Genomic DNA, 22992 nt, shown 5'->3' with positions numbered 1-22992 from the left:
AAGGACTGGACGACCCCATGACCAAGGACGTCATTGCCCTCACTCAGCGCATGCCCGACCCGTGGGCCATGCTCGCGGGACTGCTCTCCGGAGGCCCCGACAAGCTGGTGGACACGGCGGGCGAGGGCGCCGTCGTGCGACTGTGCGACGAGGAGGGACGCCCCCTCGTCTCCGTCGAAGCACCGCTGCTCGTGCAGGTCGCGGGCGAGGCCGAGCGGCTGCTCGGAGCTACCCCGCCGCCGCTTCCGTATTGGTGGACAGAGGCCCGCGCGACCACCGGTGTGGAAGAAGCCGAGCGGCTCGCGGGCACCTTCGCGGCCCGGCTGGCCGCTTTGGCCGACGGCTCCGCCTGGCCGCCCGAAGCCGCGCAGTCCCTGGCCGTGGTGAAAACCGAAGGCGTGAGCGTTGCACCCACGCCCGCCGCCGCACAGCCCGCGGTCGACGTCCTGACCGACAAGGTCGCCGTCGTCATCCAGGACCGCCCGGTCATCGCCATGACGGCCTGGCTCCAGGACGCCATCCAGACCGCGGCAGGCGCCGAGCTGGGCCTCCAGGTCGTCACCCCGCCAGGAACCACGCTCTCCCCGGCCGTACGCGACAGCCTGAGCAACTGGCCCTCCCGCTGGGTCGTGCGGGACGAGAGGGATGGCTACTACGACGGGCAGTCCGGAGCCGTACTGCGCTGGCAGGACGGCATGTTCCAACCGGTAGCGGCGGCCGACGCGACCGCCGACGACCCCCGCACCCCGGTAGCCGCCTCCTACCAGGAGGTCACGGACACGGGTGATCAGCAGCTGGCCCTTACGTTCCGCACGGTCCACCCCGCAGACGAGCGTCTGGTCCTCGGTGGCGCGCTGGAGTCGATATGGCGCGAACTCACCGGCGAGCCCCCAGCGGGGTGGGGAACCGCGGAACCCGCCAACCTCCCCTGGTCGCCACGCCAGATGACCGACCTCGCCTACGAGCGGGCTCCGGAGCCGACCTGGTTCGTGGTGGTCGGCACCCCGGACCGACCGGGCCTGGCCACGGTGCGCGTCACCCGGACGAAGGCGGGCGTGGAGGAGCACGTCACGCTGATGTTCGGCTACGGCCCCGACGAGGAGCCGCCGGTGGAGTCCCTGCCCAGGGTCGCGGAGGTGCTCGCCACCCGCCACCGTCTCCTGTCGATGCTCGTGCAGGTCCGCAAAGCCCGCCGGGACCTGGCCGTTCCGCCCCGCTTCGAGGGGCCCGGTGTCCCTCTGGCCTTCGTGCTCGGCGCGGAGGAGGTGCGCCAGATGCCCGGCGACCGCGCCCGGAACACGCCACTGTCCAAGCCGCCTGTCCCCCTCGGTCCGAAGACCCGCCCTGCGATGTACTATCCGCTGCCGGGTGACCCGTTGGACCTGTCGGGATGGCAGGACTTCGAACGCCTGATGCGGCATCTGAAGGGCGAGTGAGCTGTACGGGTCGGGGCCGGCAGCCGGGCCTTGGCGCGAAGCACACCGCATGCAGTGGCGGGCAGTCACCTATCCGCTTTGAGCCATTGTCAGACCCTGGCCCTAGCATCGGGATTGTGAATTGCACTGGTCACGCCCCGGTTGATAGGCATGACCGTACATACGATCGTCAAGTCCGGCAGGGGGAGCCTGATGAAGTTCGACATGGGGGCACAGACGCTCTCGACCCTGAGGTCGAAGTCGCAAGGGTCGAGCACGGAACTGGGAACGTTGATCCGCCAGCTCGTGCAGGCAGCACAGCCGTTGGAGGGCAAGTTCAACGGTGCGGGCAAGGCGGCCTTCGATTCGTTCAAGTCGCACTCGGACGAGATCACTGCGTCCCTGAACAGTGCGCTGGCCGCGATCGTGGGCGGTCAGTCGGGCATGGAGACGGCATTCGGCTCGGGCGACCAGGAGCAGGCCGACAACGCCCGGTCGCAGATGTCGGCGGCGAACTTCGACGCGGCCCGCTTCTCGGGCCGCTGACAGCCCGATTGCGACAGAAGTACTCAGATCTCAGGGGGAGTGATTGTGATGGCTGCTGGCATGGACCGTCGTTCGTACGACTCGGGTGCGTCCGCGGAGGCGCAGGGCAACATCCAGGCCGTGATCGCACGCCTGGAGCAGGTGATCGCGGAGCGCGACGCGCAGGTGAAGGCAGCGATGTCGGACTTCGCCGCGGATGGCGTCGCGGAGGAATACCACGGCAAGGAACAGCGCTGGAACCGCGCCTCGCAGGAGGTCAGGAGCATCATCCAGCTGCTGAAGACGACGCTGGAGAAGAACGACGGCACCGCGCACCAGACGCTCGCACGCGCGAAGGCCGCGGTCGACAACATCGGCTGAGCCGGCCTCAGCACATCGACAGATAAGGCAATCCTTCGGAGTGCGCGGAAGGGTTGCCAGCAGTGGGGGACGACGCCGCGCGGGTCGCGGCGCCGGTGCAAGAAACGTGTACGCAGGGGGGCGTTCATGGCGTCATGGGACATTCAGCCACAGGGAGTGCAGGGCCAGTTGAAGGTCGTCGGCACACATGCCGAAGATCTGGGGAAAGCCCTCACCACACTGCTCTCTGACATCCAGGAGGCGGCTCAGGCAGCGGGTACGGCCGTGCCGGGCACACAGGCCCGAACGCCGCTGTCGCCCGGGCCGTGGGCGCCGAGGAACAAGCCGTTGGGACCGGCGGCCACCTCCCTGTTCACGCAGACGGCGACGGGGCCGGTCGCCGCGGCCCTGGCCGAGTACGTAACGAAACACAAGCCGCGCATGAAGGCAATGGCCGATCGCTGCCAGGCCGCCGTCCTGGGGGCTGTCAAAGCCACCAATGAATACGTCCAAGGCGATCTGGAAGCGGCCAAGAACGCCCAGAACGCCGCCCATAGCGTGCGGCTGGACGCTCTCAAGGACTTCGGGGGGAAGAAGAAGTGAGCGGCGGACCGGTCGATCCGGCCGAGGTACCGGTCTTCACCGGGGACCTGGACGTCCTCGAAACCAAGATCAAGGCGCTCTCCCGCGGCGGCTCCACGATCGAAACCGCCGGCTCGGACGTCCACAAGTCCTTCGGCGGACTGGCCGCCTTCTACAAGGCACCCGAGGCGGAGCAGCTGTTCGGCGTCACCAAACCGGTGGAGCGCACGGCACACGACCTGAGCGACGACATACATGTCATCGCCGGGGCTCTGAGCACCTACGCCCGTGAGATCAGGCCACTGATCCACCGGCTGGAGCAGCTCAAGCAGGAGGCCGCCGATTTCCGCGACAACGAGGCCTCCGAAGACGACTGGAGCGAAGACGGCGACCTGACCGACGAGAACCTCAACCGCCGCAACAAGATCGCTGAGGTCTGGGCCGCCTTCCAGGAAGCCGAACGCGACTGCCACGCCAAAATCATCGCGCTGGTACCCGGCGGCAAGGCGCTCCACACAATCGATGCCTCCCACCAGAAGGGATACGGCTACGACGCCGAAGCCCTCAAGGCATCCAAGAACCTTCCCTGGGGCGATGCGGTCGAGGAGTCCGTTCCCTGGTGGCAGGTGTGGGAGCACGCCTACGACTTCGGCAAGGGCTTCATCGTCGACGGCGTGGGGGGCACCATCGACGGCATTTACACCCTGTTCGGCGGGCACGGCGGAGACGCCGCCGGCGAGGCGTGGCTCGGTCTGGCCAAGCTCTCCACCGCAGTGGCGATCACCACCACGCCCGGTTTGAACGTCGCCTACTGGATGGCGCCGGGGAAGATGCTCCCCTCCTGGCTGCGGGACTCGCGTACCGCGGTGCTGGATACCGGCAAGGCTCTCGTGGCCTGGGACCAGTGGGAAACGAACGGCTCCCGAGCCGCCGGCGCGGTCACCTTCAACATCGTGACCGCCGTCTTCACCCGCGGTGGCGGCGCCGCCGTGCAGAGCGCGGGCAAGGCGGGCGCGCTGGCCAAGGGCCTGTCCGTCGTCAGCAAGGTGGGCAGCGCCGTCGACCCGATGACCTACGTCATCAAGGGCGCAGGCGCGGGCCTGTCAAAGGTCGGCGACGTGCTGGCCCACCTCAAGGACCTCGGCCACGTCCAGACCCCGAAAATCTCCGAGGGCGCCTACAGCCTGCCCGAAGGCGCCGTCGAAATGCCGGACGGCACAATCCAACTGCCCAAGAACGCCGCCATCCCAGAAGGGGCGACCAAGCTCCAGGACGGCAGCATCGAACTGCCCAAGGACACGGTCACCTTCCCACCGGGGACGGTAAAGAACCCATTCAACGGCAAGTACATGGTCCCCAGAGGCGACCTCTACAACGCGGACGGCAGCCTCTTCCAAGGCGTCGAAGACGCCCCCGAGGGCACGCCCGCCCCACACGCCACAGGCGCGGACAACCCACGGATCGAGACCCCGGCCCACCAGGAACAGCGGGTCCCGGCCGGCGTCGGCGGACGGGGCGACGACTTCACACGCGTCGGCTCGGACATACCCGACCCGGCCCGCGCCAGCGACAACATCCCCGGCGGGCGGAGCGGCGACGACCCTCCGGGTGGCGCTGCCGATCACCTGCCCGGTGGCCGGGCTGACGACCGCTCTGTGGCTCCCTCCGCCAGCCACGAAACGCCTGCTGGGCACAACGCCGGCCACAGCGAGGGATCCGGTACCGATGGTCAACATGGATCCACTGTCGGTCACGGAGGAGACTCGCCTGGCAGTGGCCGTACAGCGCCTGCGAGTGCCTCTGAAGGTGGTTCGGGCACTGCTGGAGACGGACTCGGAGGCGGAACGGCAGCCGGACCTCACCACCCCCTTGGCGATGGCCCTGGTGACGCCAGCGGTTGGGAGAGACCGCATGAGGAATCTGGCCCCTTTGAGCGCGGGGGCGAGCAGGAACAGCAGATACGAGACCAATTGCGGGGCTCCAAGGTCAAGCCCAACGATCTTGAAAAGGTCTTGGCTAACCTGGCCGAAGATCCGGCCGGTCGCGAAATCGCCGACACCATTACGTCGGGCAGGTTCAAGGGTGCCGAGAACTTTGATCAGGTATTGTCCAGCCTCAGCCACGCAGACAAGATGTCCGGCGGCATTGAACAACTCCGCTTGGCCAACACGTTGCATGACATGGGCGTCCGCGACATCTCTTTCGAGATCAAGGGTGATGTTGAAATCAAGCCCGGAGTTCGGACAGGGGAGAAAACGGACCTTGATGTGATGGCCCGGGACGCGGATGGAAGTGTCCACGGCTACCAGTTCAAGGAGATTCAGAACCCGAAGAAGCTCGTCAAGAAAATTTTTGACAATATCAAACAGCTGGACGAGTCCGGTGCCGATTTCAAAACCTTCGTGGTCGATACCAAGGGAACGATGGCGGAGCACGAGGCCCTCCGGGCTCAACAGCGCCTCACCGATGTGTACGGGAACACCAACATCCAGTTCATCATTCGGGTTGAGGATGGGATTCTGATCATCCCGCCCAACGGTAGGTTCATGCCGGAAGGAACACTGTGATCGCGAGTACGCCTGTCGCTCGTTGGACCTGGGGACGGGATGAGCAAGCCGAAGACGAAGTTGCCGCGTGCCTTCATGAACTGCTGACCGCCTACACAATCCTGTCCAGGCATCGCCTTGCGGCCGATAGTCCGAACGTATCCGTCTCCGTCCATGAAGCGGGAAAACCGAACACTTACCTGTTCCAGGGAGACCTTGAGTTCGACGCCACATGGTCCGACCCTGCGCAACAACTGGCCAGCGTGGTCACGGATGCACTACGCCCAGGGCAGATCGGGTCCGTGTACGCTGACGCCAAGAGCTCTGGGCTCATCATTGACGGTAATGAAGAGCTACGTGAAGACCAGCTGTTCCACGTGGGGGCTGCAACGCTTCTCGGCTACGTCAGTGTCGATCTGGTGACGTTCTCCGACGCTTGGATGCCATACGACCTCAAGGGCTGCGGCCAGCCCTCCGTCTACGCGGCAAACGCGCCGCGGCTATCTGCTGCCCTTCGTGATCTGTCGGAGGCGCTCGACTCGGAGATCGACCCAGACGATCCCACCTATTTCGGCAAGCCCACCGAGACAGGTATCGACAACTACATCGATGAAGGCGGCGCCGCGTCCGATGTATGGGCCAGTTTCGAAATTCCTCGTCGGTACAGCCACTTCAGGCACGCACCTGGCTTCGGCCACATCGGCTACAAGCGCTCAGTGGACGGTGAGGTCCAGTACGTCCCCGTGCGAGACGAGCATGGGGTGCTCGGGTACCTCTGGGCCTCCGATGCGGAGAACGGCGCGAGTTTCGAACCACGGGACCTCGATGACGAGGAGAAGTACAAGGCTTCACTCTCGTGGCTAAAGCGGCTGAGGTCTGCACACGACCGGGGCTTGTCTCCCTCACAGGCACTCACGGAATTGGCTGGCCTCGCCGATGGCGACAGGCCTAGCGTAATCGAGCTGGACAGGCTGCGAGAGCTCGCGAGTGAAGGCTGATCCAGCAAAACAGGAACGCCGCCAGGGACGGGAACCAGGCTTTCACCGACTCCCTGGCGAACGCCCCGACCTGGCACAAGGAGTACTGGACCGCGAACGAGGCCCGCTCCCTGAGCGGCGACGGTCTGGTGGCCCTGGCCTCGTTGGCGATCGCTTGCGTGGCGCACGACGCGGACATGCCCATCGACGTGGAGTCGGAGTACCTCCCCAAGCACCTGCTCAGCGCACCTGGGTGGGCGAGTTCCCGACGTGATCGGTGAGCGATCCGTGACATCGAGGGTGCAACGACACCTCGTTCCCGCAGTCAATGAGCACGCCACGGAGCGCCTGGCCGAAGAGCTCGATGACAGGGTCCGGAGCCTGGATGCGTCGCCGGCCGTCTTCGGCACGGCCCTGAAGGAGGCACTTCTGCAAGTGCAGATTGGCCAGGGCAAGACCGACCTGAAGGACTCTTACGTCATTGCCGAGTTCGCCCGCTGCCTCCGACGGCAGACAGTCTCGATGGAATGACGGCGAACAGCAACGGCCTGGCTTTGTTCACGAGAGTCCGGTTCTCGTGAACAAAGCCAAACGGCTCCGACTCCCCGTCACGGACATGTAGCCTATGAGTCGTCGCAGTTCAGATCCGGTTCACGAGCTCCTGCGGTCGGTAAAGTGGAGCGCAAGAAGGGATCCCCTTGCCGCTCCACCCCGTCGGCGATGTCAGAGCATCGTGCGCTGCGGCTTCACCACAGTTTGCCACCGATAGCTGAAGCTGCCGCAATCTCACCTTCTCGGTTCTCTTGGCTCATGCGGTCGAGAGTGGTCTTCGTTGCGGCACTGCGCAGAGAGCGATCTTCCTCGGGCTCAGGAGGAATCCAGCCGAGCACGGGTGTCCCATAGCGGCTGAGGTGTTCTTCCACCTGCTCCGTGAAGGCATCCAAGAGCTCCTTATCCTTACAGAAATGGAGAAGCACGAGCCCTGCCAGGGGCAGCTGGGACAGGTCGTGTTGGCCCAGGTGGCGTTCTCGCCAAAGAGCAGCGGAGTCTTCGGCAGCTAGGTCAACAGCACGGTCTCCGTCAACCGCGCAGCGCCGCCCGGGAGTTGTCGTACACCTTGGATACTCGCTGGCTCCGAAGGCAAGACCACGCCGTCAACCCCCTTGTTCGTGACTCCACCAGCCCAGGAAGATGGTCGTCCATCCACGACGAGGATGCGGCTGCAACGCTCGCGTGGCGTCGAGAGCGGCATCAAATGGCTTCATCGTCTACGACGGCGAAGAGGCCCGGTCCCGGGTTCAAACTCACCCTCCATGCCTCTCCGTTACCCGGCGTCAAGCGCAGGCGGTTCCAGCGCATGACGTGACCCGTCGGCCGCGGAACGTCGACCGTCAGCCAGGCCCCGTCTCCGCTGTGATACCAACTGAAGTCAACATCACCGTCGTTGATGGTCAGCACTGCGGCACGGTCGCCTTCGGCAGCCCAGGCGGTCACCAGCCGATTGGCCACGGCAGTGGTCATACCGTGCACAGCTCCCCGGGACGACGGGCCGGATGTCAGGACGAAGCATCGGCTCTGCTCAGGTCGACTCCCAGCGCCGGCTCGACGGGCAGGGTGGCTGGGGGTACGCACCTCACCCAGGGTGGCCAAGGCACGCCCGGGGCGGCCGGTAGCCGAGTTCGTGCTCGGTACGGACGGTGAGGATGCCCACGAGCTCTCGCGATGGACGGGCCACAGCTCCATCAAGATCACGGTGGACCAGTACAGCCACCTCCCCCTCGACGGCAGTGAGCCCAGCCGTCAGGTCATCGAGGCCACCTTCGGGGTGCACATGCTCAGCGGATTCCCAGCTCCGCCAGAACCCGTCGCTGAGCTGCTGCCGGCTCAGCCGGGAAGTACAGATAACAGACCCCGCCGCTGCCGCCGACCACCTTGCCCTCGGCGTTCTTCCGCTTCGTCCGCAGCCAGATGTTCTCGAACTGTCGGCGCTTGTAGACGTGCCGGACCGCCGCGTTGTCGGGCGAGGCCGGGTCGTTGGCGATGATGTCGCCGGTCTTGGTGAAGCCGACGACGGTCATCAGGTGGCCGGCGGTGCCGTAGCCGGCGCCGTCGAGTTCGGTTTTGAGGAAGGACTGGGAGGTGATGACGGGGATGCCGGCGTGGATGAGGCGTTCGACGTCTGTGAGGGAGGCGAGGCGGGTGACCAGGCCCTGCATGTCGCGGTAGGTGGCGGCGTAGGCGGCGTTGAAGGGCCAGTTGCCGCAGCCTTCGTACTGGTAGTCGAAGGTGTGGCGGGCGGCGTGGCAGACCTGGGGGTCGGCGTAGTCGGGATTGACCCAGGAGAGCTGGTCCCGGGTGGGCTTCCGGCCCCAGGATTCGATGATCATCTGGGAGGAGGTGGGACTGCACCAGGCCTCGCCGCCGTTGTCGTACTCCGGGTACTGGCCCTTGTGGATCTCCTGGGAGTAGTGCGGGACGACCAGCTCGCGGCCAACCCGGCCGGGCCGTGATGCCGGTACCTCGAAGCGGTCGGGGAGGTCCGAGGCCATGGCGCCCAGCCGCCAGACGGTGGGGGTCAGGGCGGTGCCGGGCCTGCGGTGGAGGGTGACGCGGAGCTGGTACGAGGTCAGGCGGAGGCCGCTCGTGGGGGCGTCGATGGCGAAGGTGTCGGTCGAGATGCTGCTCTTGCCGTCCTTCTGGTCATCGACGGAGGTACGGCGGATATCGGCGTCGCTGTCGCCGGCGGTCCAGCGGCCCATCACGTACCAGGGGGTGCGGCCGCCGTCGGAGTAGGTGCCGCGCAGTTCGACGGCGATCCAGGTGCCGGGCGGGGTGTGGGCGTTCCAGGAGGCGACGGCCTCGGTGGCCGGCACCTTGAGGGAGTGCGCCGGGGAGGTCCAGACGGCGTACTCCCAGGCGGTGGTCCGGCCGGTGTGCGGATCCTTGTAGTCGAGGGTGCCGGCCGGGCGGACGAGGCGGATGCCGGGCCGGGCGCCGTGGGTGAGGGCGGTGCCCTGGGCGTGGCCCCTGTTCCAGTCGGTGGTGGTGGTCCAGGCGTGATAGTCCACGAGGCTCTTCGATCGGCGCGCGGCGGCTTCCGGGGCGGCGGCCGCGGACGCTTGGGGCGTACGGGCGGCGTCGGCCTGCGCCGAGGGGGTGGCGACACCCGCCGCGGCGGCGAGTGCGGCGGCCAGGACGGTGCGCCGGGGTGCGGAGCTGGTCATGGTGGAGGTCCCCCAGTGGGATGCAGACGAGCGGACGGGGAGGTCGGGCCGGGCGGCGGGCGACTGAGCAGTGGCTCAACTATTCCCGTTCCGGGCCTGCTGCGGAAGGCGGTGCGGGGCGCGTCGCGGCACCAATATTGGTGTGGACCACTGGCGTCGGAGGGGTGGGGCCAGCGGCGTACGCTGGCGCAATGGACCCTGCTCTGGCCTCGCTCGCCGCCCGGCTGCGCACCGTGCCGCCCTCCTGCGGTCCGGTGCGGCTGATCGCGGTGGACGGGCACGCCGGCTCGGGCAAAAGCACCTTCGCCGAGCGGCTGGCCGGTGCGCTGGGCGGGGTTCCGGTGGTGCACACCGACGATCTCGCAACCCATGAGGAACTCTTCGCCTGGAGTGAGCGGTTCGACGCGCAGATCCTCGCGCCGCTGTCCCGGGGCGAGACGGCGCGCTACGGCGTCTACGACTGGGTGCGTGCGGAGTTCACCGAAGAGCGTGCGCTGGCGCCCGCGCCGCTGGTGCTTGTCGAGGGCGTGGGCGCTGGCCGACGGGCGCTACGGCCGTTTCTGGCGTGCCTGCTGTGGATGGAACTTACGCGCGAACACTCCTGGGAAAGGGGTCAACTCCGGGACGGGCCGGGGCTCTCCGCGTTCTGGCGTGGCTGGATTTCGGCGGAGCAGGCGCACTTCGCGGCGGATCCTTCGCGCCCCTTTGCCGATTTCCTGGTCCACCAGGGGCAGATGGGGTACGAGGTGGTCGTGGGGCCTTCCGCGACACCATGATCGGCCCCGCTTCTCACGCTCCGTAGTGGACCATGGTCGACGCGCCCGGCGACGCCGACAGGGTCCCGCCGAGTACCTCAACTCGGCTTGACCTGGGGGGCGTACAGGACTTACGTTCTCAATGTGCGGTTCAACGGACCGCCCACAGATGCGAAGCCCCCGGTTGTTCCCCCGTGATCGGGGGCTTCGTTCTGTCCGAAACCGGCCCGCACCGCCGCCGGGCGCCCACTCTCCCTCACCCTGGGTCACCGCATTCTTCGCGCCGCGTCGCCCGGCCCGGTCGCCCACTGTTGCCCCGTACCGCCCTCTACGGCCTGCACCGATCCCGCAGGTACCATGCGAGTCCGTGCCATCACAGGCCAGGACCGAGGTGCGCGCGGAGACGGTCAACTCCCGCCCGCGGTATGCCGGTTAGGGAGCCGCCGCCGGGCAGACGCCCGGCGGGGCACGGGGGACGCTTTGTGGGGGGACGGGATGGATTTCGGCACTCAGGCTTCGCCCGCCCCGGCCGAGCTCGCCTGGCTGCGCGCGGTCGACGCCTACACCGTGGGCGCGTATCCGCAGGCCGAGGAGGAGTTCCGGGCCGCGGTACGACTCGATCCGACGATGGCCGACGCCTGGCTCGGGCTGCACGCACTGCGCGCCGACACCTCCATCGCGCTGCTGCGGATGCACCGGCACCGCGACCGCTTCGGTGAGATGCGCGCCCGCCACCGGCGCACCCTCAACTCCTGGTACTGGCTGGGCTGGTGGGTCCAGCCGGTGCTGGAGACCGGCCGCGATCTGCTGCTCGCGCACGCCTCGCACTGGCTCGACGGCCGCCATGTCGCCGAGCTGGACCAGGCGCTGGCCGGCTGCCCACCGGTCGACACCGACCCCCAGGTGCGCTTTCTGCACGCCTGCCGCGCCTATCTCGTCAAGGACTGGGACCAGCTCGTACGGCAGACCGAGCCGCTGCTCGCCGACCCGGTGCTGGGCATCGAGGCGGGGCTGTTCGGCGGTATGGCGCGGGTGCGGCTGGAGATGTACGGGCAGGCCGAGCCGCTGCTGTCCGCCGCACTGATGCGCTGCCGCAGCGAGCAGCCGCAGCGCAAGGAGCTGCGCTACTGGCTCGCCCGCGCCCATGAGGGCACCGGCCGCAGCGCCGCGGCGCTCCCCCTCTACCGCGCCGTGCACCGGGTCGATCCGGCGTTCATGGACACCGCGGCGCGGCTCGCCGCCATCGCGGAGGGCGACGGCCTGGACGAGGGCTCCGATCTCGCGACGGTCTCCGCGGCGGGCCTCGGCCAGGAGGCCGGCGGCGATCCCGATCCACTGACCCCGCTCGATCCGGTCGACGGCCGTGAGCTGCTGGTGACCGGCGAGGCGGACGGGCCGGAGGGCGAACCGGGTGGCGCGCCCGCCGGGGGCGACGCGGCGGCCCGGGTCAAGGCGACGGTCCCGGTGCCGCGCGGCGCCGAGCGGCTGCCCGCCGGGCCCGCCGATCCGGTGCTGCTGGAGAGGGCGCTGGCCGAGCTGGAGCGGATGGTCGGCATGGAGCCGGTCAAGCGGCAGGTGCGGGCGCTGTCGGCCCAGCTGCGGATGGCCCGGCTGCGGGCGAGCCAGGGGCTGCCGGTGCAGCCGCCGAAACGACACTTCGTCTTCTCCGGGCCCTCCGGCACCGGCAAGACGACCGTGGCCCGCATATTGGGGCGGGTCTTCTACGCCCTGGGGCTCCTGGGCGGCGACCATCTCGTGGAGGCCCAGCGGTCCGATCTGGTCGGCGAGTTCCTCGGCCAGACCGCCGTCAAGGCCAATGAGCTGATCGACTCGGCACTGGGCGGGGTGCTCTTCGTCGACGAGGCGTACAGCCTCTCCAACTCCGGCTACAGCAAGGGTGACGCGTACGGCGACGAGGCACTTCAGGTGCTGCTCAAGCGCGCCGAGGACAACCGCGACCGGCTCGTGGTCATCCTGGCGGGCTACCCGGAGGGCATGGACCGGCTGCTGGCCGCCAACCCCGGCCTGTCCTCCCGCTTCACCAGCCGCGTCGACTTCCCCAGCTACCGGCCGCTGGAACTGACCGCCATCGGTGAGGTGCTGGCCGCGGAGAACGGCGACCGCTGGGACGAGGAGGCCCGCGACGAACTGTGCAGCATCAGCGGTCATGTCGTCGACCAGGGCTGGATCGATGAGCTGGGCAACGGCCGCTTCCTGCGCACCCTGTACGAGAAGAGCTGCGCCTACCGCGACCTGCGGCTCGCCACCTGGCTCGGCACCCCCACCCGCGACGACCTCGTCACCCTCCGGCTGCCCGATCTGATGCAGGCCTACGGCGAGGTGCTCTCCGGGCGGGGGCCGGATCCGCAGGGGCGGCCGGAGTACTGACCGTCGCGGGCCAGGCCGGCCGCCGCGATCAGCACCCCGGGACAGCGCGTCAGCCCCCCGGCGCCCCGGCCCGGCGCGGCGCGCTCAGCCCGCCAGCGCCCGGTTCTCCGCCGGCAGCTGTGCCTCCTCGCGGGGCTCGCTGACCCGCTCGCCGGTCTCCCGGCGGCCGGTGCGGGCCGCCGGGGCCCGCCGGTGCGCCGGGTCGCGGACCTCGCCGACCAGCATTTCCAGGACGTCCTCCAGGGCGACCAGGCCGAGCACCCGGCCGGTGGCGTCGGCGACCGCTGCCAGGTGGGAGGCGGCCCGGCGCATCGCCGTCAGGGCGTCGTCCAGGGGCAGCTCGGCGCGCAGCGTGGTCATCGGATGCCAGATCCGCTGAGGTACCGCGCGGTCCCGTTCCTCCAGGTCCAGGACGTCCTTGACGTGCAGATAGCCCATGTACGCACCGCCGGGGGCGCACACCGGGAAGCGGGAGTAGCCGGTCCGTACGGTCAGCTCCTCCACCTGGCGGGGCGTCACGGTCGGGTCGACGGTGACCAGTCCCGCCCGGTCGAGGAGGACATCCGTGACGGGGCGGCTGCCCAGTTCCAGCACGTCCGAGAGCTGTTCCTGTTCGGCCGGCTCCAGCAGGCCCGCCTGCCCCGCGTCCTCGACGAGGTGGGTCAGCTGCTCGCTGGTGAAGACCGCCTCGACCTCGTCCTTCGGCTCGACCCGGAAGAGCCGCAGCACGCCGCGGGCGCAGGCCCCGAGCAGCGCGGTGACCGGGCGGCACAGCCGCGCGAAGGCGACCAGGCCGGGGCTGAACCACAGGGCGGTCTTCTCCGGCGCCGCCATCGCCAGGTTCTTGGGGACCATCTCGCCGATGACGAGGTGGAGGAAGACCACCAGCGCCAGGGCGATGACATAGCCGAGCGGGTGGACCAGGGCGGCGGGGAGGTGCACCGCCGCGAAGAGCGGTTCCAGGAGATGGGCGACGGTCGGTTCGGCGACCGCGCCGAGCGTCAGCGAGCAGACGGTGATGCCGAACTGCGCGGCGGCCATCATCTGCGGGAGGTTCTCCAGACCGTGCAGCACCTGCCGGGCCCGGCCGGAGCCCTGGGTCGCCAGCGGTTCGATCTGGCTGCGGCGTACGGAGACCAGGGCGAACTCGGCGCCGACGAAGAAGCCGTTGGCGAGCACGAGCAGCACCGCGAAGAGGAGCTGGACCAGCGTCACCGGGCCACCTCCGCGCCGACCACGACGGGTTCACGGGGCGCCCCGGGGACGGCGGGCGCCGTGACGGTTGCGGTCCGTACGATCCTTATCCGCTCGGCGCGGTGGTGCGACACCAGCCGCACCCGCAGCCGCCAGCCGTCGAGTTCCGCGATGTCGCCGGGGGCCGGGATCCGGCCGAGTATGTGTGCCACCAGTCCTGCCACCGTCTCGTACGGTCCTTCGGGGGCGTCCAGGCCGATCCGCCGCAGGGTGTCCACCCGGCAGCCGCCGTCGGCGTCCCAGGCGGGGCGGCCCTCCTCGGGCGGGGCCTGGCCCAGCTCGGGCAGGTCCACGCCGTCGTGCTCGTCGCGGACCTCGCCGACCAGCTCTTCGATGATGTCCTCCAGGGTGACCACACCGGCCGTGCCGCCGTATTCGTCGACGACGACCGCGATCGGCTGTTCGCTGCGCAGCCGCTCCAGCAGCGGCTGCACCGGCAGCGTCTCGGGCACCAGCAGCGGCGGTACCGCGATCCGGCCGGCCGGGGTGCGCAGCCGGTCGTGCGCCGGGATGGCCAGTGCGTCCTTGAGGTGCACCATCCCGACGATCTCGTCGAGGCGGGTGCGGTAGACGGGAAAACGGGAGAGGCCGGTGGCGCGGGTGAGGTTCACCACGTCCTCGGCGGTCGCGGAGGACTGGAGGGCGCTCACCCGCACGCGCGGCGTCATGACGTTCTCCGCCGTCAGATCGCCCAGCGAGAGGGTGCGCACGAACAGGTCCGCGGTGTCCTGCTCGATGGCGCCCGCGCGGGCGGAGTGCCGGGCGAGCGAGACCAGTTCGCCGGGGGTGCGGGCGGAGGCCAGCTCGTCCGTCGGCTCCACGCCCAGGGCGCGCACCAGGTGGTTGGCTACGGTGTTCAGCAGGGTGATCACCGGGCGGAAGAAGCGGGAGAAGGCCCGCTGCGGGCCGGCCACGACGCGGGCGACGGGCAGCGGCTTGGAGACCGCCCAGTTCTTGGGGACCAGCTCGCCGACGACCATCTGGACACCGGAGGCCAGCAGCATGCCGATCACCACGGCCGTACCGTGCACCGCGCCCTGGGGCAGGCCGGTGGCCAGCAGCGGGCCGGACAGCAGCTCGGCCAGCGCGGGCTCGGCGAGCATGCCGACCACCAAGGAGGTGATCGTGATGCCCAGTTGGGTGCCGGACAGCTGGAAGGAGAGTTCCCGGAGGGCGGAGACGACGGTGTGGGCGCGGCGGTCGCCGTCGGCCGCGGCGCGCTCGGCGTCCGCCTTCTCGACGGTGATGAGTCCGAACTCGGCGGCGACGAAGAAACCGTTGGCCAGGATCAGGACGAGGGCCGCGGCGAGCAGCAGCAGGGGGCCGGTCATGCCGCCGCCTCCGTGGTATGCGGGGGTTGGGGAGGGGCGGCGCAGGTACTACAGGACGATCCGTCCATTGCCGGAGGGAGTCACTCCTCGGGTCGCAGTGGTCCCACTGAGGGGCAGGGCGCAGGGTGCGCCCCGGAGAACAGAGTAAACAGCGGGGCCCGGATTAGGGCAGGCTCACCCGGCCGTGTGGTCGACAGCACCATGCTTCTCGGTGAGGTCGCGCAGCGCACGGGCGTCCCGGATGGCCTGGTCCCGGGCGATGCCGGGCTGGATGCCCATGGCGGGCAGGCTGGTGCCGTCGGCGAGGTCGAGATGGACCCAGGGGTCGCCGGCCCGGAGGTTGACCCGGACGACCTGCGCCCAGGCCAGTTCGCGCTTGGTGGTGAGGTTGACGACCGTGACGCCCTCCTGCCGGGCGACCACCTTCGGGCGGGCGAGCAGCAGGAGGACGGCCAGCACCAGCAGTCCGGTGAGGACGAAGCTCAGCCGTTCGCCGCCGCTCAGCTTCGGCAGTGCCAGCGCGATCGCCGTGAGGGCGGCGAGCTGGGCGAGGCCGACGGAGTACAGGACGACCCGGGTGCGGGTCGGCCGGAAGGTCACCGGCAGGCTGGGCAGGGGCGCGGACACGTCGTCGGTCTTCCGTCGTGGGTGAGGCGGTGCGTGCGGGTGGGTGGCTGGCCGGGGCCGCGGGTCAGAGGCGGCAGGCGTGGATGCCGGTGGTCAGGATCGCGCGGGCGCCGAGGTCGTAGAGCTCGTCCATGATGCGCTGGGCGTCCTTGGACGGGACCATCGAGCGGACCGCGACCCAGCCCTCGTGGTGCAGCGGGGAGACGGTCGGCGACTCCAGCCCCGGGGTGAGGCCGACGGCCTTCTCGACGTGCTCGACCCGGATGTCGTAGTCCATCATCACGTAGCGGCGGGCCACCAGGACGCCCTGCATACGGCGCAGGAACTGGCGCACCTTCGGGTCGTCGTCCGGGGCTCCGGTGCCGCGGATGACGACGGCCTCGGACTTCATGATCGGCTCGCCGATGATCTCCAGCCCGGCGTTGCGCAGGGTGGTGCCGGTCTCCACGACATCCGCGATGATCTCGGCGACGCCGAGCTGGATGGCGGTCTCCACGGCGCCGTCGAGGTGGACGACGGAGGCGTCCACGTCGTTGTCGGCGAGGTGCTGGCGGACCAAGCCGGCGAACGAGGTGGCGATCGTCATGCCGCCGAACTCGCTGACGCCCTTGGCCGTGCCCGGGCGGGTGGCGTAGCGGAAGGTCGAGCCGGCGAAGCCGAGCTGGAGGATCTCCTCGGCCGGCGAGCCGGAGTCCAGCAGCAGGTCACGGCCGGTGATGCCGATGTCGAGCTTGCCGGACCCCACGTAGACCGCGATGTCGCGCGGGCGGAGGAAGAAGAACTCGACCTCGTTCTCGGCGTCGACCAGGACCAGTTCCCTGCGGTCCTTGCGCTGGCGGTAGCCAGCCTCATGGAGCATCGCCGACGCAGGCTCGGACAGTGAACCCTTGTTGGGGACAGCGATGCGCAGCATGAGAGCAAGTTCCTTTGCAGGTGAAGGGTGTTGGGGTGGGGTGCGGTGGATCAGAGGTGGGCGTAGACGTCGTCGAGGGAGATGCCCTTGGCGACCATCATGACCTGGAGGTGGTAAAGGAGCTGGGAGATCTCCTCGGCGGCGGCCTCGTCGGACTCGTACTCGGCGGCCATCCAGACCTCGGCGGCCTCCTCGACGACCTTCTTGCCGATCGTATGTACGCCGGCCTGCACCAGCTCGGCGGTACGGGAGGTGGTGGGGTCGCCGGTGGCGGCCTTCTGCTGGAGCTCGGCGAAGAGCTCCTCGAACGTCTTCTTGGACATGATGGTGACCACCCTACGCGGTTGCCCCCTCGCCTCAGCGCCAGGGCTCGGACACGGTGCGCAGCGTCGCGGCGGTGGCGACGGCGGCGGTGACCGCTTCGTGGCCCTTGTCCTCGGTGGAGCCTTCGAGGCCGGCCCGGTCCAGGGCCTGCTGCTCGGTGTCGCAGGTCAGCACGCCGAAGCCGACCGGTACGCCGGTGTCCACCGAGACCTGGGTCAGGCCCTGGGTGACGCCCTGGCAGACGTAGTCGAAGTGCGGCGTGCCGCCCCGGATGACCACGCCGAGGGCGACCACCGCGTCATAGCCGCGGCCGGCCAGGACCTTGGCGACGACCGGCAGCTCGAAGGTGCCGGGCACCCGCAGCAGCGTCGGCTCGTCGATACCGAGCTCGGTGAGGGCGCGCAGCGCGCCGTCCACGAGGCCGTCCATCACTTGCTGGTGCCACTGCGCCGCGATGACGGCCACCCGCAGGTCGCCACAGTTCTTCACGGTCAGTTCGGGTGCGCCCTTGCCGCTCACGGTTCTCCTCGTTCGGGTGATGGTGCCGGTTGGTGGTGACGTGGTGCCGGGTGGTTATTGGTTGTCGCAGGTGGTGGCGGAAGCGGGCGCGGCGTGGGCCGCTCCGGTGGCGCCGGGGTCCAGCCAGGGCAGGTCGTGCCCCATACGGTCCCGCTTGGTGCGCAGGTAGCGCAGATTGTGTTCCCCGGCCTGGACGGGCATCGCCTCCCGGCCGGAGACCCGCAGGCCGTGCCGCACCAGGGCGGCGGTCTTCTCGGGGTTGTTGGTCATCAGGCGCACCGAGCGCACTCCGAGGTCCTGGAGCATCTGGGCGCCGGCCGCGTAGTCGCGGGAGTCGGCGGGCAGCCCCAGTTCGAGGTTGGCGTCGAGGGTGTCGCGGCCACGCTCCTGGAGTTCGTAGGCGCGCAGCTTGGACAGCAGCCCGATACCGCGTCCCTCGTGGCCGCGGAGGTAGATCACCACACCGCGTCCGGCCTCGGCGATCCGCCGCTGCGACGCCTCCAGCTGGGGGCCGCAGTCGCAGCGCAGCGAGTGGAAGATATCGCCGGTCAGGCACTCGGAGTGCACCCTGACCAGGACGTCCTCGCCGTCGCCGAGCTCCCCGGCGACCAGCGCGATGTGTTCGACGCCGTCGACGGTGGAGCGGTAGCCGTAGGCGGTGAACTCGCCGTGGGCGGTGGGCAGCCGGGTCTCGGCCTCGCGGCGGACAGTGGGCTCGGACGACTGCCGGTAGGCGATCAGGTCCTCGATGGAGATGATCGACAGTCCGTGCTTACGGGCGAACGGCACCAGCTCGGGCAGCCGCAGCATCGTGCCGTCCTCACCGGCGATCTCCACGATGGCGGCGGCCGGGCGCAGTCCGGCCAGCCGGGCGAGGTCGACGCCGGCTTCGGTGTGGCCGTTGCGGACCAGCACGCCGCCGGGCCGGGCGCGCAGCGGGAAGATGTGGCCGGGCCGGACGAAGTCCCCGGCGGTCGATTCCCCGGCGGCGAGCAGCCGCAGGGTGGTGGCGCGGTCGGCGGCGGAGATGCCGGTGGTCACGCCGTGCGCCGCGGTGGCGTCGACGGAGACGGTGAAGGCGGTCCGCATCGACTCGGTGTTGTGCTCGACCATCTGCGGGAGTTCCAGCCGGTCCAGCTCCGGGCCCTCCATGGGGGCGCAGATCAGTCCGCGGCACTCGCTCATCATGAACGCGATGATCTCGGGGGTGGCCTTCTCCGCGGCGATGACGAGGTCGCCCTCGTTCTCGCGGTTCTCGTCGTCCACGACGACCACGGGGCGGCCGGCGGCGATATCGGCGATGGCCTGCGCGACGGGGTCCAGCGCCAGGGCCGCGGCGTCCTCGTCGTACCAGCTCTGTAGTGCGGTCATGCCGCTGCTCCTTCCAGGACGGTGCGATCGGCGACGCGGGTGCGCAGCCACCAGTCGCGCATGCCCCACACGACGAGGGCGAGATAGACGACGTAGACAAGGCCGGAGAAGGCGAGCCCGCTGCTGAAGGCGAGCGGGACGCCGACGACGTCGACCAGCAGCCAGGCGAACCAGAACTCGACCAGTCCACGGGCCTGGGCGACCATCGCGGCGAGCGTGCCGACGAAGATGTAGGCGTCCGGCCAGGGGTTCCAGGACAGCTGCGGGATCAGGGTGAAGAGGGTGCCGACGGCCGCGGTGCCGGCGGCGGTGCCGCCGAGCAGCAGGCCGCGCTCGCGCCAGCCGGCGAAGCGCACGGCGATGGAGCCGTCCTGGGCCTGCTGCCGGCCGCGCTGCCACTGCCGCCAGCCCCACAACGCCACGCCGATGACGAGGAGTTGCTTGCCGACGCCGCCGCTGAGATGGGCGGACGCGTAGGCGGCGACGAGGATGACACCGGAGAGGAGCTGGGCGGGCCAGGTCCAGATGGAGCGCCGCCAGCCGAGCGCCAGCGCGGCCAGACCGATGGTGTTGCCGATCATGTCCGACCAGATGACGTGCTGCCCGAAGGCCGTGAAGGCCTCGCCGTTCAGCGTGTCGAGGACGCTCACCGGTCCATCTCCTTGATCTCCTCGAGGTCCCTGAGGTCCGCGCCGGTGCCGGCGCCCCGCCCGAGCAGTCGCTCGACGTACTTGGCGAGGACATCGACCTCGAGGTTGACGGGGTCGCCGGTCTTCTTGAGGCCCAGCGTCGTCAGGGCGAGGGTGGTGGGAATGAGGCTGATGGTGAAGTAGTCGTCCGCCGCGTCGACGACGGTGAGGCTGACACCGTCGACGGTGATGGAGCCCTTCTCGACGACATAGCGGGACAGCGCGGCCGGCAGCGCGATCTTGACGATCTCCCAGTGTTCGCCGGGGGTGCGTTCGAGGATCGTGCCGGTGCCGTCGACATGGCCCTGGACGAGGTGCCCGCCGAGCCGCCCGCCGAGCGCCATCGGGCGCTCCAGGTTGACCCGCGAGCCGGCGGCCAGCGCGCCGAGGCTGGAGCGGTTCAGGGTCTCGGCCATCACATCGGCGGTGAACTCACCGTCGGCGGTGTCCACGACGGTCAGACAGACACCGTTGACGGCGATCGAGTCACCGTGCTTGGCGTCCTCGGTGACGACGGGGCCGCGGAGCCGGAAGCGGGAGGCGTCACCGAGGTTCTCGACGGCGACGACCGCACCCAGTTCTTCGACGATTCCGGTGAACACTTCAGTTCTCCTCGTGGAGCGCGTGGCGGATGGGGGTGGCGGTGATGCGCAGGTCGGGTCCGAGCCGTTCGCTCTCGGTCACGTCGAGCCGCAACGCCTGGGCGATGGTGGTGATTCCGGCGTCGCCGACGGCGGCCGGTCCGGCGCCGAGCAGTACCGGCGCGAGGTAGCCGACGACCTTGTCGACGGCCTGGGCGGCGAGGAAGGCACCGGCGAGCGTGGGGCCCCCTTCGAGCAGTACGGAGCGCACCTCGCGCTCGTACAGGGCCTGGAGCAGTGCCGGGATGTGCAGTCCGCGCCCGTCGGCGGCGCGCGGCAGCCGGACGATCGGGGCGAGGCCGTCGAGGTGGCCGGCGTCGGCGTCCTCGGCGACCGCGATGAGGGTGGGCGCAGTGCCGTCCAGGACGCGGGCGCCCGCCTTGACGGCGGTGGCGCCGGAGTCGACGACGACCCGCAGCGGCTGGCTGACCTCGTCGTCGGACAAACCGCTGATCCGGGCGCCGAGCTGCGGGTCGTCGGCGCGGGCGGTGCCGGAGCCGACGATCACGGCGTCCGCGGCGGCGCGCAGCCGGTGCACATCGGCGCGCGACTGGGGCGAGCTGATCCAGCGGCTGGTGCCGTCCGCGGCGGCGATCCGGCCGTCGAGGGTCGCGGCGTACTTCCACAGCACGAAGGGGCGGCGGCGCAGCACCGAGGTCAGCCAGGCTTCGTTGCCGGCGGCGGCCTCGTCGGCGAGCAGCCCGCCCTCGATGTCGATCCCGGCCTCGGCCAGGGTGACCGCGCCGCCGGTGGCGGTCGGGTCGGGGTCGGAGACGGCGTAGACGACGCGGGCGATCCCGGCGTCGATCAGCGCCTGGGCGCAGGGGCCGGTGCGGCCGGTGTGGTTGCAGGGTTCGAGGGTGACCAGTGCGGTGCCGCCCCGGGCGCGTTCACCGGCGGCACGCAGCGCATGGATCTCGGCGTGCGGCCCGCCGGCCCGCTGATGCCAGCCCTCGCCCGCCGTGCGGCCGGCGGAGTCGAGGACGACGCAGCCGACCACGGGGTTGGGGCTGGTGTGCCCGAGCCCGCGCGCGGCGAGCTCAATGGCTCGGCGCATCGCCGCGATCTCGACGGGGGCTGCGGTGGCCACCGGGTCCTCCTGCCTCTCAGGGCACGGACTCCGGGGCTGTCTGGACGACAGAAGCGGAAACGACGCCACGGAAACACCGCGGCCGGAAATACACGGACCGTCCGGGAAAATACCCGGACGCGCCGCCGACGGCGGTGTACCGAAGCTCGCCCGCCGCGCACTGCCTCCCATCCGGACTTTCACCGTCGGTGCAGGAATTTCACCTGCTCAACCGGCCGCTGGCTGCGGACGGGTCGCGGACTGTTACCGCCGGTTCGGAATTACACCGACCCCGGAGTGCGCTGCTGCTTTTATGTCAGTACAGCTTCAGTCTGCCACGCCGCGTCGTGGCCCATGCGGGCGAAGCCCTGTGGGCTGCCTCACAGCCCCCGGCGCGCCGTCCGTGTCACACCCGGCGCGCGTAGGGCGTCATAGCGGGGACGCACCCGTCCCTTCTCCTCTCAAGGACTGATCCGCGATGGCGACAATTCTGGTGACCGGCGGCACGGGCACACTCGGGCGGCCCCTGGTGCACCGGCTGCTCGACGACGGCCATGACGTCCGGTCACTGAGCCGGCGGCCGCACACCGGCATGGAGCGGCCCCGGCCACGGTCGTACGCGGTCGATCTGCGCGACGGCACGGGGCTGCCCGAGGCGCTGGCGGGTGTGGACACGGTCGTGCACTGCGCCTCGGCACCGGCCGGCGGCGACATGGAGGCGGCCGGCCGGCTCGTCCAGGCGGCGAAGGCGGCGGGCGTCCCGCACCTGGTGTACATCTCGATCGTCGGGGTGGACCGGGTGCCGCTCGGCTACTACCGCACCAAGCTCGCCGTGGAGCGGCTGATCGAGGACTCCGGCATCGGCTGGACGGTGCTGCGCACCACGCAGTTCCACGATCTAGTGCTCCAGCTGATCAAGGCGGGCGCCCGGTCTCCGGTGCTGCCGGTACCGGCCGGGGTACGGGTCCAGCCGGTCGACGTACGCGAAGTGGCCGCCCGCCTCGCCGAGTTGGCGGCCGCCCCACCGGCCGGCCGGGTCCCCGACCTGGGCGGCCCCGAGGTACTGACCGCCCGCGACCTCGTACGGTCCACGCTGGAGGCCGGCGGACGACGCCGCCTCCTGCTCCCCCTGTGGCTACCGGGCCCCACCACCGCCGCACTGCGCCGCGGCGGAAACCTGACACCGGAACATGCGGAGGGCCGGCGGACTTATGCGGAGTTTCTGTCGGAGCGGGTGGGAGCGAACTGATAGGCGGCTGAGACCGGCCCGTTCACGTGTCGGCGGCCGGCGGGAAATCCCCTCCCGTCCCGGCAGTCGTCGGGAATCCCGGCCCCGACGCTCGTCAGGGAACGTCGGCCCGGCACTCGTCGGGAACGCCCAGGCCCTTGCCACTCCTCAGGAATACCCTCTGCCCCGGCCCTCATCGGGAATACCCCCCGCCCCCCGGCACGTTGTGGCCCGCAAGGGGCGCCCGTATCCCC

24 protein-coding genes and 1 riboswitch are annotated in these 22992 nt (G+C 69.9%); of the genes, 11 read left to right on the top strand and 13 right to left on the bottom strand.

All coding sequences use genetic code 11. The features are described 5' to 3' along the window. Nucleotides 1-17: 17 nt before the first annotated feature. The 8 genes from AC3EUV_RS14170 (at nucleotide 18) to AC3EUV_RS14135 (ending at nucleotide 6936) form a co-directional block, all read left to right on the top strand. Nucleotides 18-1436, top strand: a complete 1419-nt coding sequence (locus AC3EUV_RS14170; RefSeq protein WP_435603026.1) for a DUF6177 family protein — start codon at nucleotides 18-20, stop codon at nucleotides 1434-1436. A gap of 192 nt (nucleotides 1437-1628) precedes the next feature. Continuing rightward, nucleotides 1629-1961, top strand: coding sequence for a hypothetical protein (locus tag AC3EUV_RS14165; RefSeq protein ID WP_432141885.1), 333 nt, complete (start codon nucleotides 1629-1631; stop codon nucleotides 1959-1961). Nucleotides 1962-2009: 48 nt separating this feature from the next. After that, the gene (locus AC3EUV_RS14160; protein WP_432141884.1) at nucleotides 2010-2321 is read left to right on the top strand and encodes a pore-forming ESAT-6 family protein; all 312 of its coding nucleotides are present in this window, start codon (nucleotides 2010-2012) and stop codon (nucleotides 2319-2321) included. Nucleotides 2322-2447: 126 nt separating this feature from the next. Beyond that, entirely contained in the window at nucleotides 2448-2903 is a 456-nt protein-coding gene (locus AC3EUV_RS14155; protein ID WP_435603025.1) for a DUF6507 family protein, read from the top strand. Next, the gene (locus AC3EUV_RS14150; protein WP_435603024.1) at nucleotides 2900-5449 is read left to right on the top strand and encodes a dermokine domain-containing protein; all 2550 of its coding nucleotides are present in this window, start codon (nucleotides 2900-2902) and stop codon (nucleotides 5447-5449) included. The genes AC3EUV_RS14155 and AC3EUV_RS14150 overlap by 4 nt, the downstream gene beginning before the upstream one ends. Further along, a complete protein-coding gene (locus tag AC3EUV_RS14145; RefSeq protein WP_435603023.1) occupies nucleotides 5446-6426 on the top strand; it encodes a hypothetical protein in 981 nt (326 codons plus the stop codon). Before AC3EUV_RS14150 ends, AC3EUV_RS14145 begins: the two co-directional genes overlap by 4 nt. Next, nucleotides 6423-6686, top strand: coding sequence for an Imm49 family immunity protein (locus AC3EUV_RS14140; RefSeq protein ID WP_435603070.1), 264 nt, complete (start codon nucleotides 6423-6425; stop codon nucleotides 6684-6686). The genes AC3EUV_RS14145 and AC3EUV_RS14140 overlap by 4 nt, the downstream gene beginning before the upstream one ends. A gap of 19 nt (nucleotides 6687-6705) precedes the next feature. Continuing rightward, complete coding sequence (locus tag AC3EUV_RS14135) at nucleotides 6706-6936, top strand: hypothetical protein (RefSeq protein WP_435603022.1); 231 nt, start codon at nucleotides 6706-6708, stop codon at nucleotides 6934-6936. 215 nt (nucleotides 6937-7151) lie between these two features. On the opposite strand, the gene AC3EUV_RS14130 is transcribed toward AC3EUV_RS14135, so the two are convergent. The 3 genes from AC3EUV_RS14130 to AC3EUV_RS14120 form a co-directional block, all read right to left on the bottom strand. Continuing rightward, complete coding sequence (locus AC3EUV_RS14130) at nucleotides 7152-7349, bottom strand: hypothetical protein (protein WP_435603021.1); 198 nt, start codon at nucleotides 7347-7349, stop codon at nucleotides 7152-7154. A gap of 307 nt (nucleotides 7350-7656) precedes the next feature. Then, complete coding sequence (locus tag AC3EUV_RS14125) at nucleotides 7657-7926, bottom strand: hypothetical protein (RefSeq protein ID WP_435603020.1); 270 nt, start codon at nucleotides 7924-7926, stop codon at nucleotides 7657-7659. Nucleotides 7927-8240: 314 nt separating this feature from the next. Beyond that, nucleotides 8241-9629, bottom strand: coding sequence for a C39 family peptidase (locus AC3EUV_RS14120; protein WP_432141878.1), 1389 nt, complete (start codon nucleotides 9627-9629; stop codon nucleotides 8241-8243). A 191-nt stretch (nucleotides 9630-9820) separates the two neighbouring features. On the opposite strand from AC3EUV_RS14120, the gene AC3EUV_RS14115 reads away from it, so the two are divergent. Both AC3EUV_RS14115 and AC3EUV_RS14110 read left to right on the top strand, forming a co-directional pair. Further along, nucleotides 9821-10405, top strand: coding sequence for a uridine kinase family protein (locus tag AC3EUV_RS14115; RefSeq protein WP_435603019.1), 585 nt, complete (start codon nucleotides 9821-9823; stop codon nucleotides 10403-10405). Nucleotides 10406-10879: 474 nt separating this feature from the next. Next, the gene (locus AC3EUV_RS14110) at nucleotides 10880-12772 is read left to right on the top strand and encodes an AAA family ATPase (RefSeq protein ID WP_435603018.1); all 1893 of its coding nucleotides are present in this window, start codon (nucleotides 10880-10882) and stop codon (nucleotides 12770-12772) included. Nucleotides 12773-12856: 84 nt separating this feature from the next. Here the strand turns inward: AC3EUV_RS14110 and AC3EUV_RS14105 are convergent, their stop codons facing one another. The 10 genes from AC3EUV_RS14105 to ribD form a co-directional block, all read right to left on the bottom strand. Beyond that, a complete protein-coding gene (locus AC3EUV_RS14105; RefSeq protein ID WP_432141875.1) occupies nucleotides 12857-13987 on the bottom strand; it encodes a hemolysin family protein in 1131 nt (376 codons plus the stop codon). Further along, nucleotides 13984-15357, bottom strand: a complete 1374-nt coding sequence (locus tag AC3EUV_RS14100) for a hemolysin family protein (RefSeq protein ID WP_435603017.1) — start codon at nucleotides 15355-15357, stop codon at nucleotides 13984-13986. The genes AC3EUV_RS14105 and AC3EUV_RS14100 overlap by 4 nt, the downstream gene beginning before the upstream one ends. Nucleotides 15358-15531: 174 nt before the next feature. Beyond that, a complete protein-coding gene (locus AC3EUV_RS14095) occupies nucleotides 15532-15984 on the bottom strand; it encodes a PH domain-containing protein (protein ID WP_042156779.1) in 453 nt (150 codons plus the stop codon). A 64-nt stretch (nucleotides 15985-16048) separates the two neighbouring features. Beyond that, nucleotides 16049-16897 carry an ATP phosphoribosyltransferase gene (gene hisG, locus AC3EUV_RS14090; protein ID WP_435603016.1) on the bottom strand — a complete coding sequence of 283 codons (849 nt, stop codon included), beginning with the start codon at nucleotides 16895-16897 and terminating at the stop codon, nucleotides 16049-16051. A gap of 50 nt (nucleotides 16898-16947) precedes the next feature. After that, on the bottom strand, nucleotides 16948-17220 hold the full coding sequence (locus AC3EUV_RS14085) for a phosphoribosyl-ATP diphosphatase (protein WP_042157533.1): 273 nt from the start codon (nucleotides 17218-17220) through the stop codon (nucleotides 16948-16950). 34 nt (nucleotides 17221-17254) lie between these two features. Then, nucleotides 17255-17740, bottom strand: a complete 486-nt coding sequence (gene ribH / locus AC3EUV_RS14080) for a 6,7-dimethyl-8-ribityllumazine synthase (protein ID WP_018087562.1) — start codon at nucleotides 17738-17740, stop codon at nucleotides 17255-17257. A gap of 54 nt (nucleotides 17741-17794) precedes the next feature. Beyond that, nucleotides 17795-19111, bottom strand: coding sequence for a bifunctional 3,4-dihydroxy-2-butanone-4-phosphate synthase/GTP cyclohydrolase II (locus AC3EUV_RS14075; protein WP_432141871.1), 1317 nt, complete (start codon nucleotides 19109-19111; stop codon nucleotides 17795-17797). Next, complete coding sequence (locus AC3EUV_RS14070) at nucleotides 19108-19761, bottom strand: nicotinamide mononucleotide transporter family protein (protein ID WP_387242908.1); 654 nt, start codon at nucleotides 19759-19761, stop codon at nucleotides 19108-19110. Before AC3EUV_RS14070 ends, AC3EUV_RS14075 begins: the two co-directional genes overlap by 4 nt. Then, complete coding sequence (locus AC3EUV_RS14065) at nucleotides 19758-20402, bottom strand: riboflavin synthase (protein ID WP_432141870.1); 645 nt, start codon at nucleotides 20400-20402, stop codon at nucleotides 19758-19760. Before AC3EUV_RS14065 ends, AC3EUV_RS14070 begins: the two co-directional genes overlap by 4 nt. 1 nt (nucleotide 20403) lies before the next feature. Continuing rightward, nucleotides 20404-21531, bottom strand: coding sequence for a bifunctional diaminohydroxyphosphoribosylaminopyrimidine deaminase/5-amino-6-(5-phosphoribosylamino)uracil reductase RibD (gene ribD, locus AC3EUV_RS14060; RefSeq protein WP_432141869.1), 1128 nt, complete (start codon nucleotides 21529-21531; stop codon nucleotides 20404-20406). Nucleotides 21532-21684: 153 nt separating this feature from the next. Further along, nucleotides 21685-21815: riboswitch (FMN riboswitch) on the bottom strand. Nucleotides 21816-21988: 173 nt separating this feature from the next. Here ribD and AC3EUV_RS14055 point away from each other — a divergent pair. Beyond that, a complete protein-coding gene (locus AC3EUV_RS14055) occupies nucleotides 21989-22759 on the top strand; it encodes an SDR family oxidoreductase (RefSeq protein ID WP_432141868.1) in 771 nt (256 codons plus the stop codon). Nucleotides 22760-22992: the final 233 nt, after the last annotated feature.

The organism is Streptomyces sp. bgisy130, from assembly GCF_057708345.1.
This window is presented reverse-complemented; position numbering and strand designations above follow the sequence as displayed.

Excerpts from the sequence above, each read along its gene's own strand:
- AC3EUV_RS14055 (WP_432141868.1), top strand. The coding sequence starts at position 21,989 with ATGGCGACAATTCTGGTGACCGGCGGCACGGGCACACTCGGGCGGCCC.
- AC3EUV_RS14110 (WP_435603018.1), top strand. The coding sequence starts at position 10,880 with ATGGATTTCGGCACTCAGGCTTCGCCCGCCCCGGCCGAGCTCGCCTGG.
- AC3EUV_RS14115 (WP_435603019.1), top strand. The coding sequence starts at position 9,821 with ATGGACCCTGCTCTGGCCTCGCTCGCCGCCCGGCTGCGCACCGTGCCG.
- AC3EUV_RS14160 (WP_432141884.1), top strand. The coding sequence starts at position 2,010 with ATGGCTGCTGGCATGGACCGTCGTTCGTACGACTCGGGTGCGTCCGCG.
- AC3EUV_RS14155 (WP_435603025.1), top strand. The coding sequence starts at position 2,448 with ATGGCGTCATGGGACATTCAGCCACAGGGAGTGCAGGGCCAGTTGAAG.
- AC3EUV_RS14100 (WP_435603017.1), bottom strand. The coding sequence starts at position 15,357 with ATGACCGGCCCCCTGCTGCTGCTCGCCGCGGCCCTCGTCCTGATCCTG.
- AC3EUV_RS14165 (WP_432141885.1), top strand. The coding sequence starts at position 1,629 with ATGAAGTTCGACATGGGGGCACAGACGCTCTCGACCCTGAGGTCGAAG.
- AC3EUV_RS14085 (WP_042157533.1), bottom strand. The coding sequence starts at position 17,220 with ATGTCCAAGAAGACGTTCGAGGAGCTCTTCGCCGAGCTCCAGCAGAAG.
- AC3EUV_RS14125 (WP_435603020.1), bottom strand. The coding sequence starts at position 7,926 with ATGACCACTGCCGTGGCCAATCGGCTGGTGACCGCCTGGGCTGCCGAA.
- hisG (WP_435603016.1), bottom strand. The coding sequence starts at position 16,897 with ATGCTGCGCATCGCTGTCCCCAACAAGGGTTCACTGTCCGAGCCTGCG.
- AC3EUV_RS14120 (WP_432141878.1), bottom strand. The coding sequence starts at position 9,629 with ATGACCAGCTCCGCACCCCGGCGCACCGTCCTGGCCGCCGCACTCGCC.
- AC3EUV_RS14170 (WP_435603026.1), top strand. The coding sequence starts at position 18 with ATGACCAAGGACGTCATTGCCCTCACTCAGCGCATGCCCGACCCGTGG.
- AC3EUV_RS14075 (WP_432141871.1), bottom strand. The coding sequence starts at position 19,111 with ATGACCGCACTACAGAGCTGGTACGACGAGGACGCCGCGGCCCTGGCG.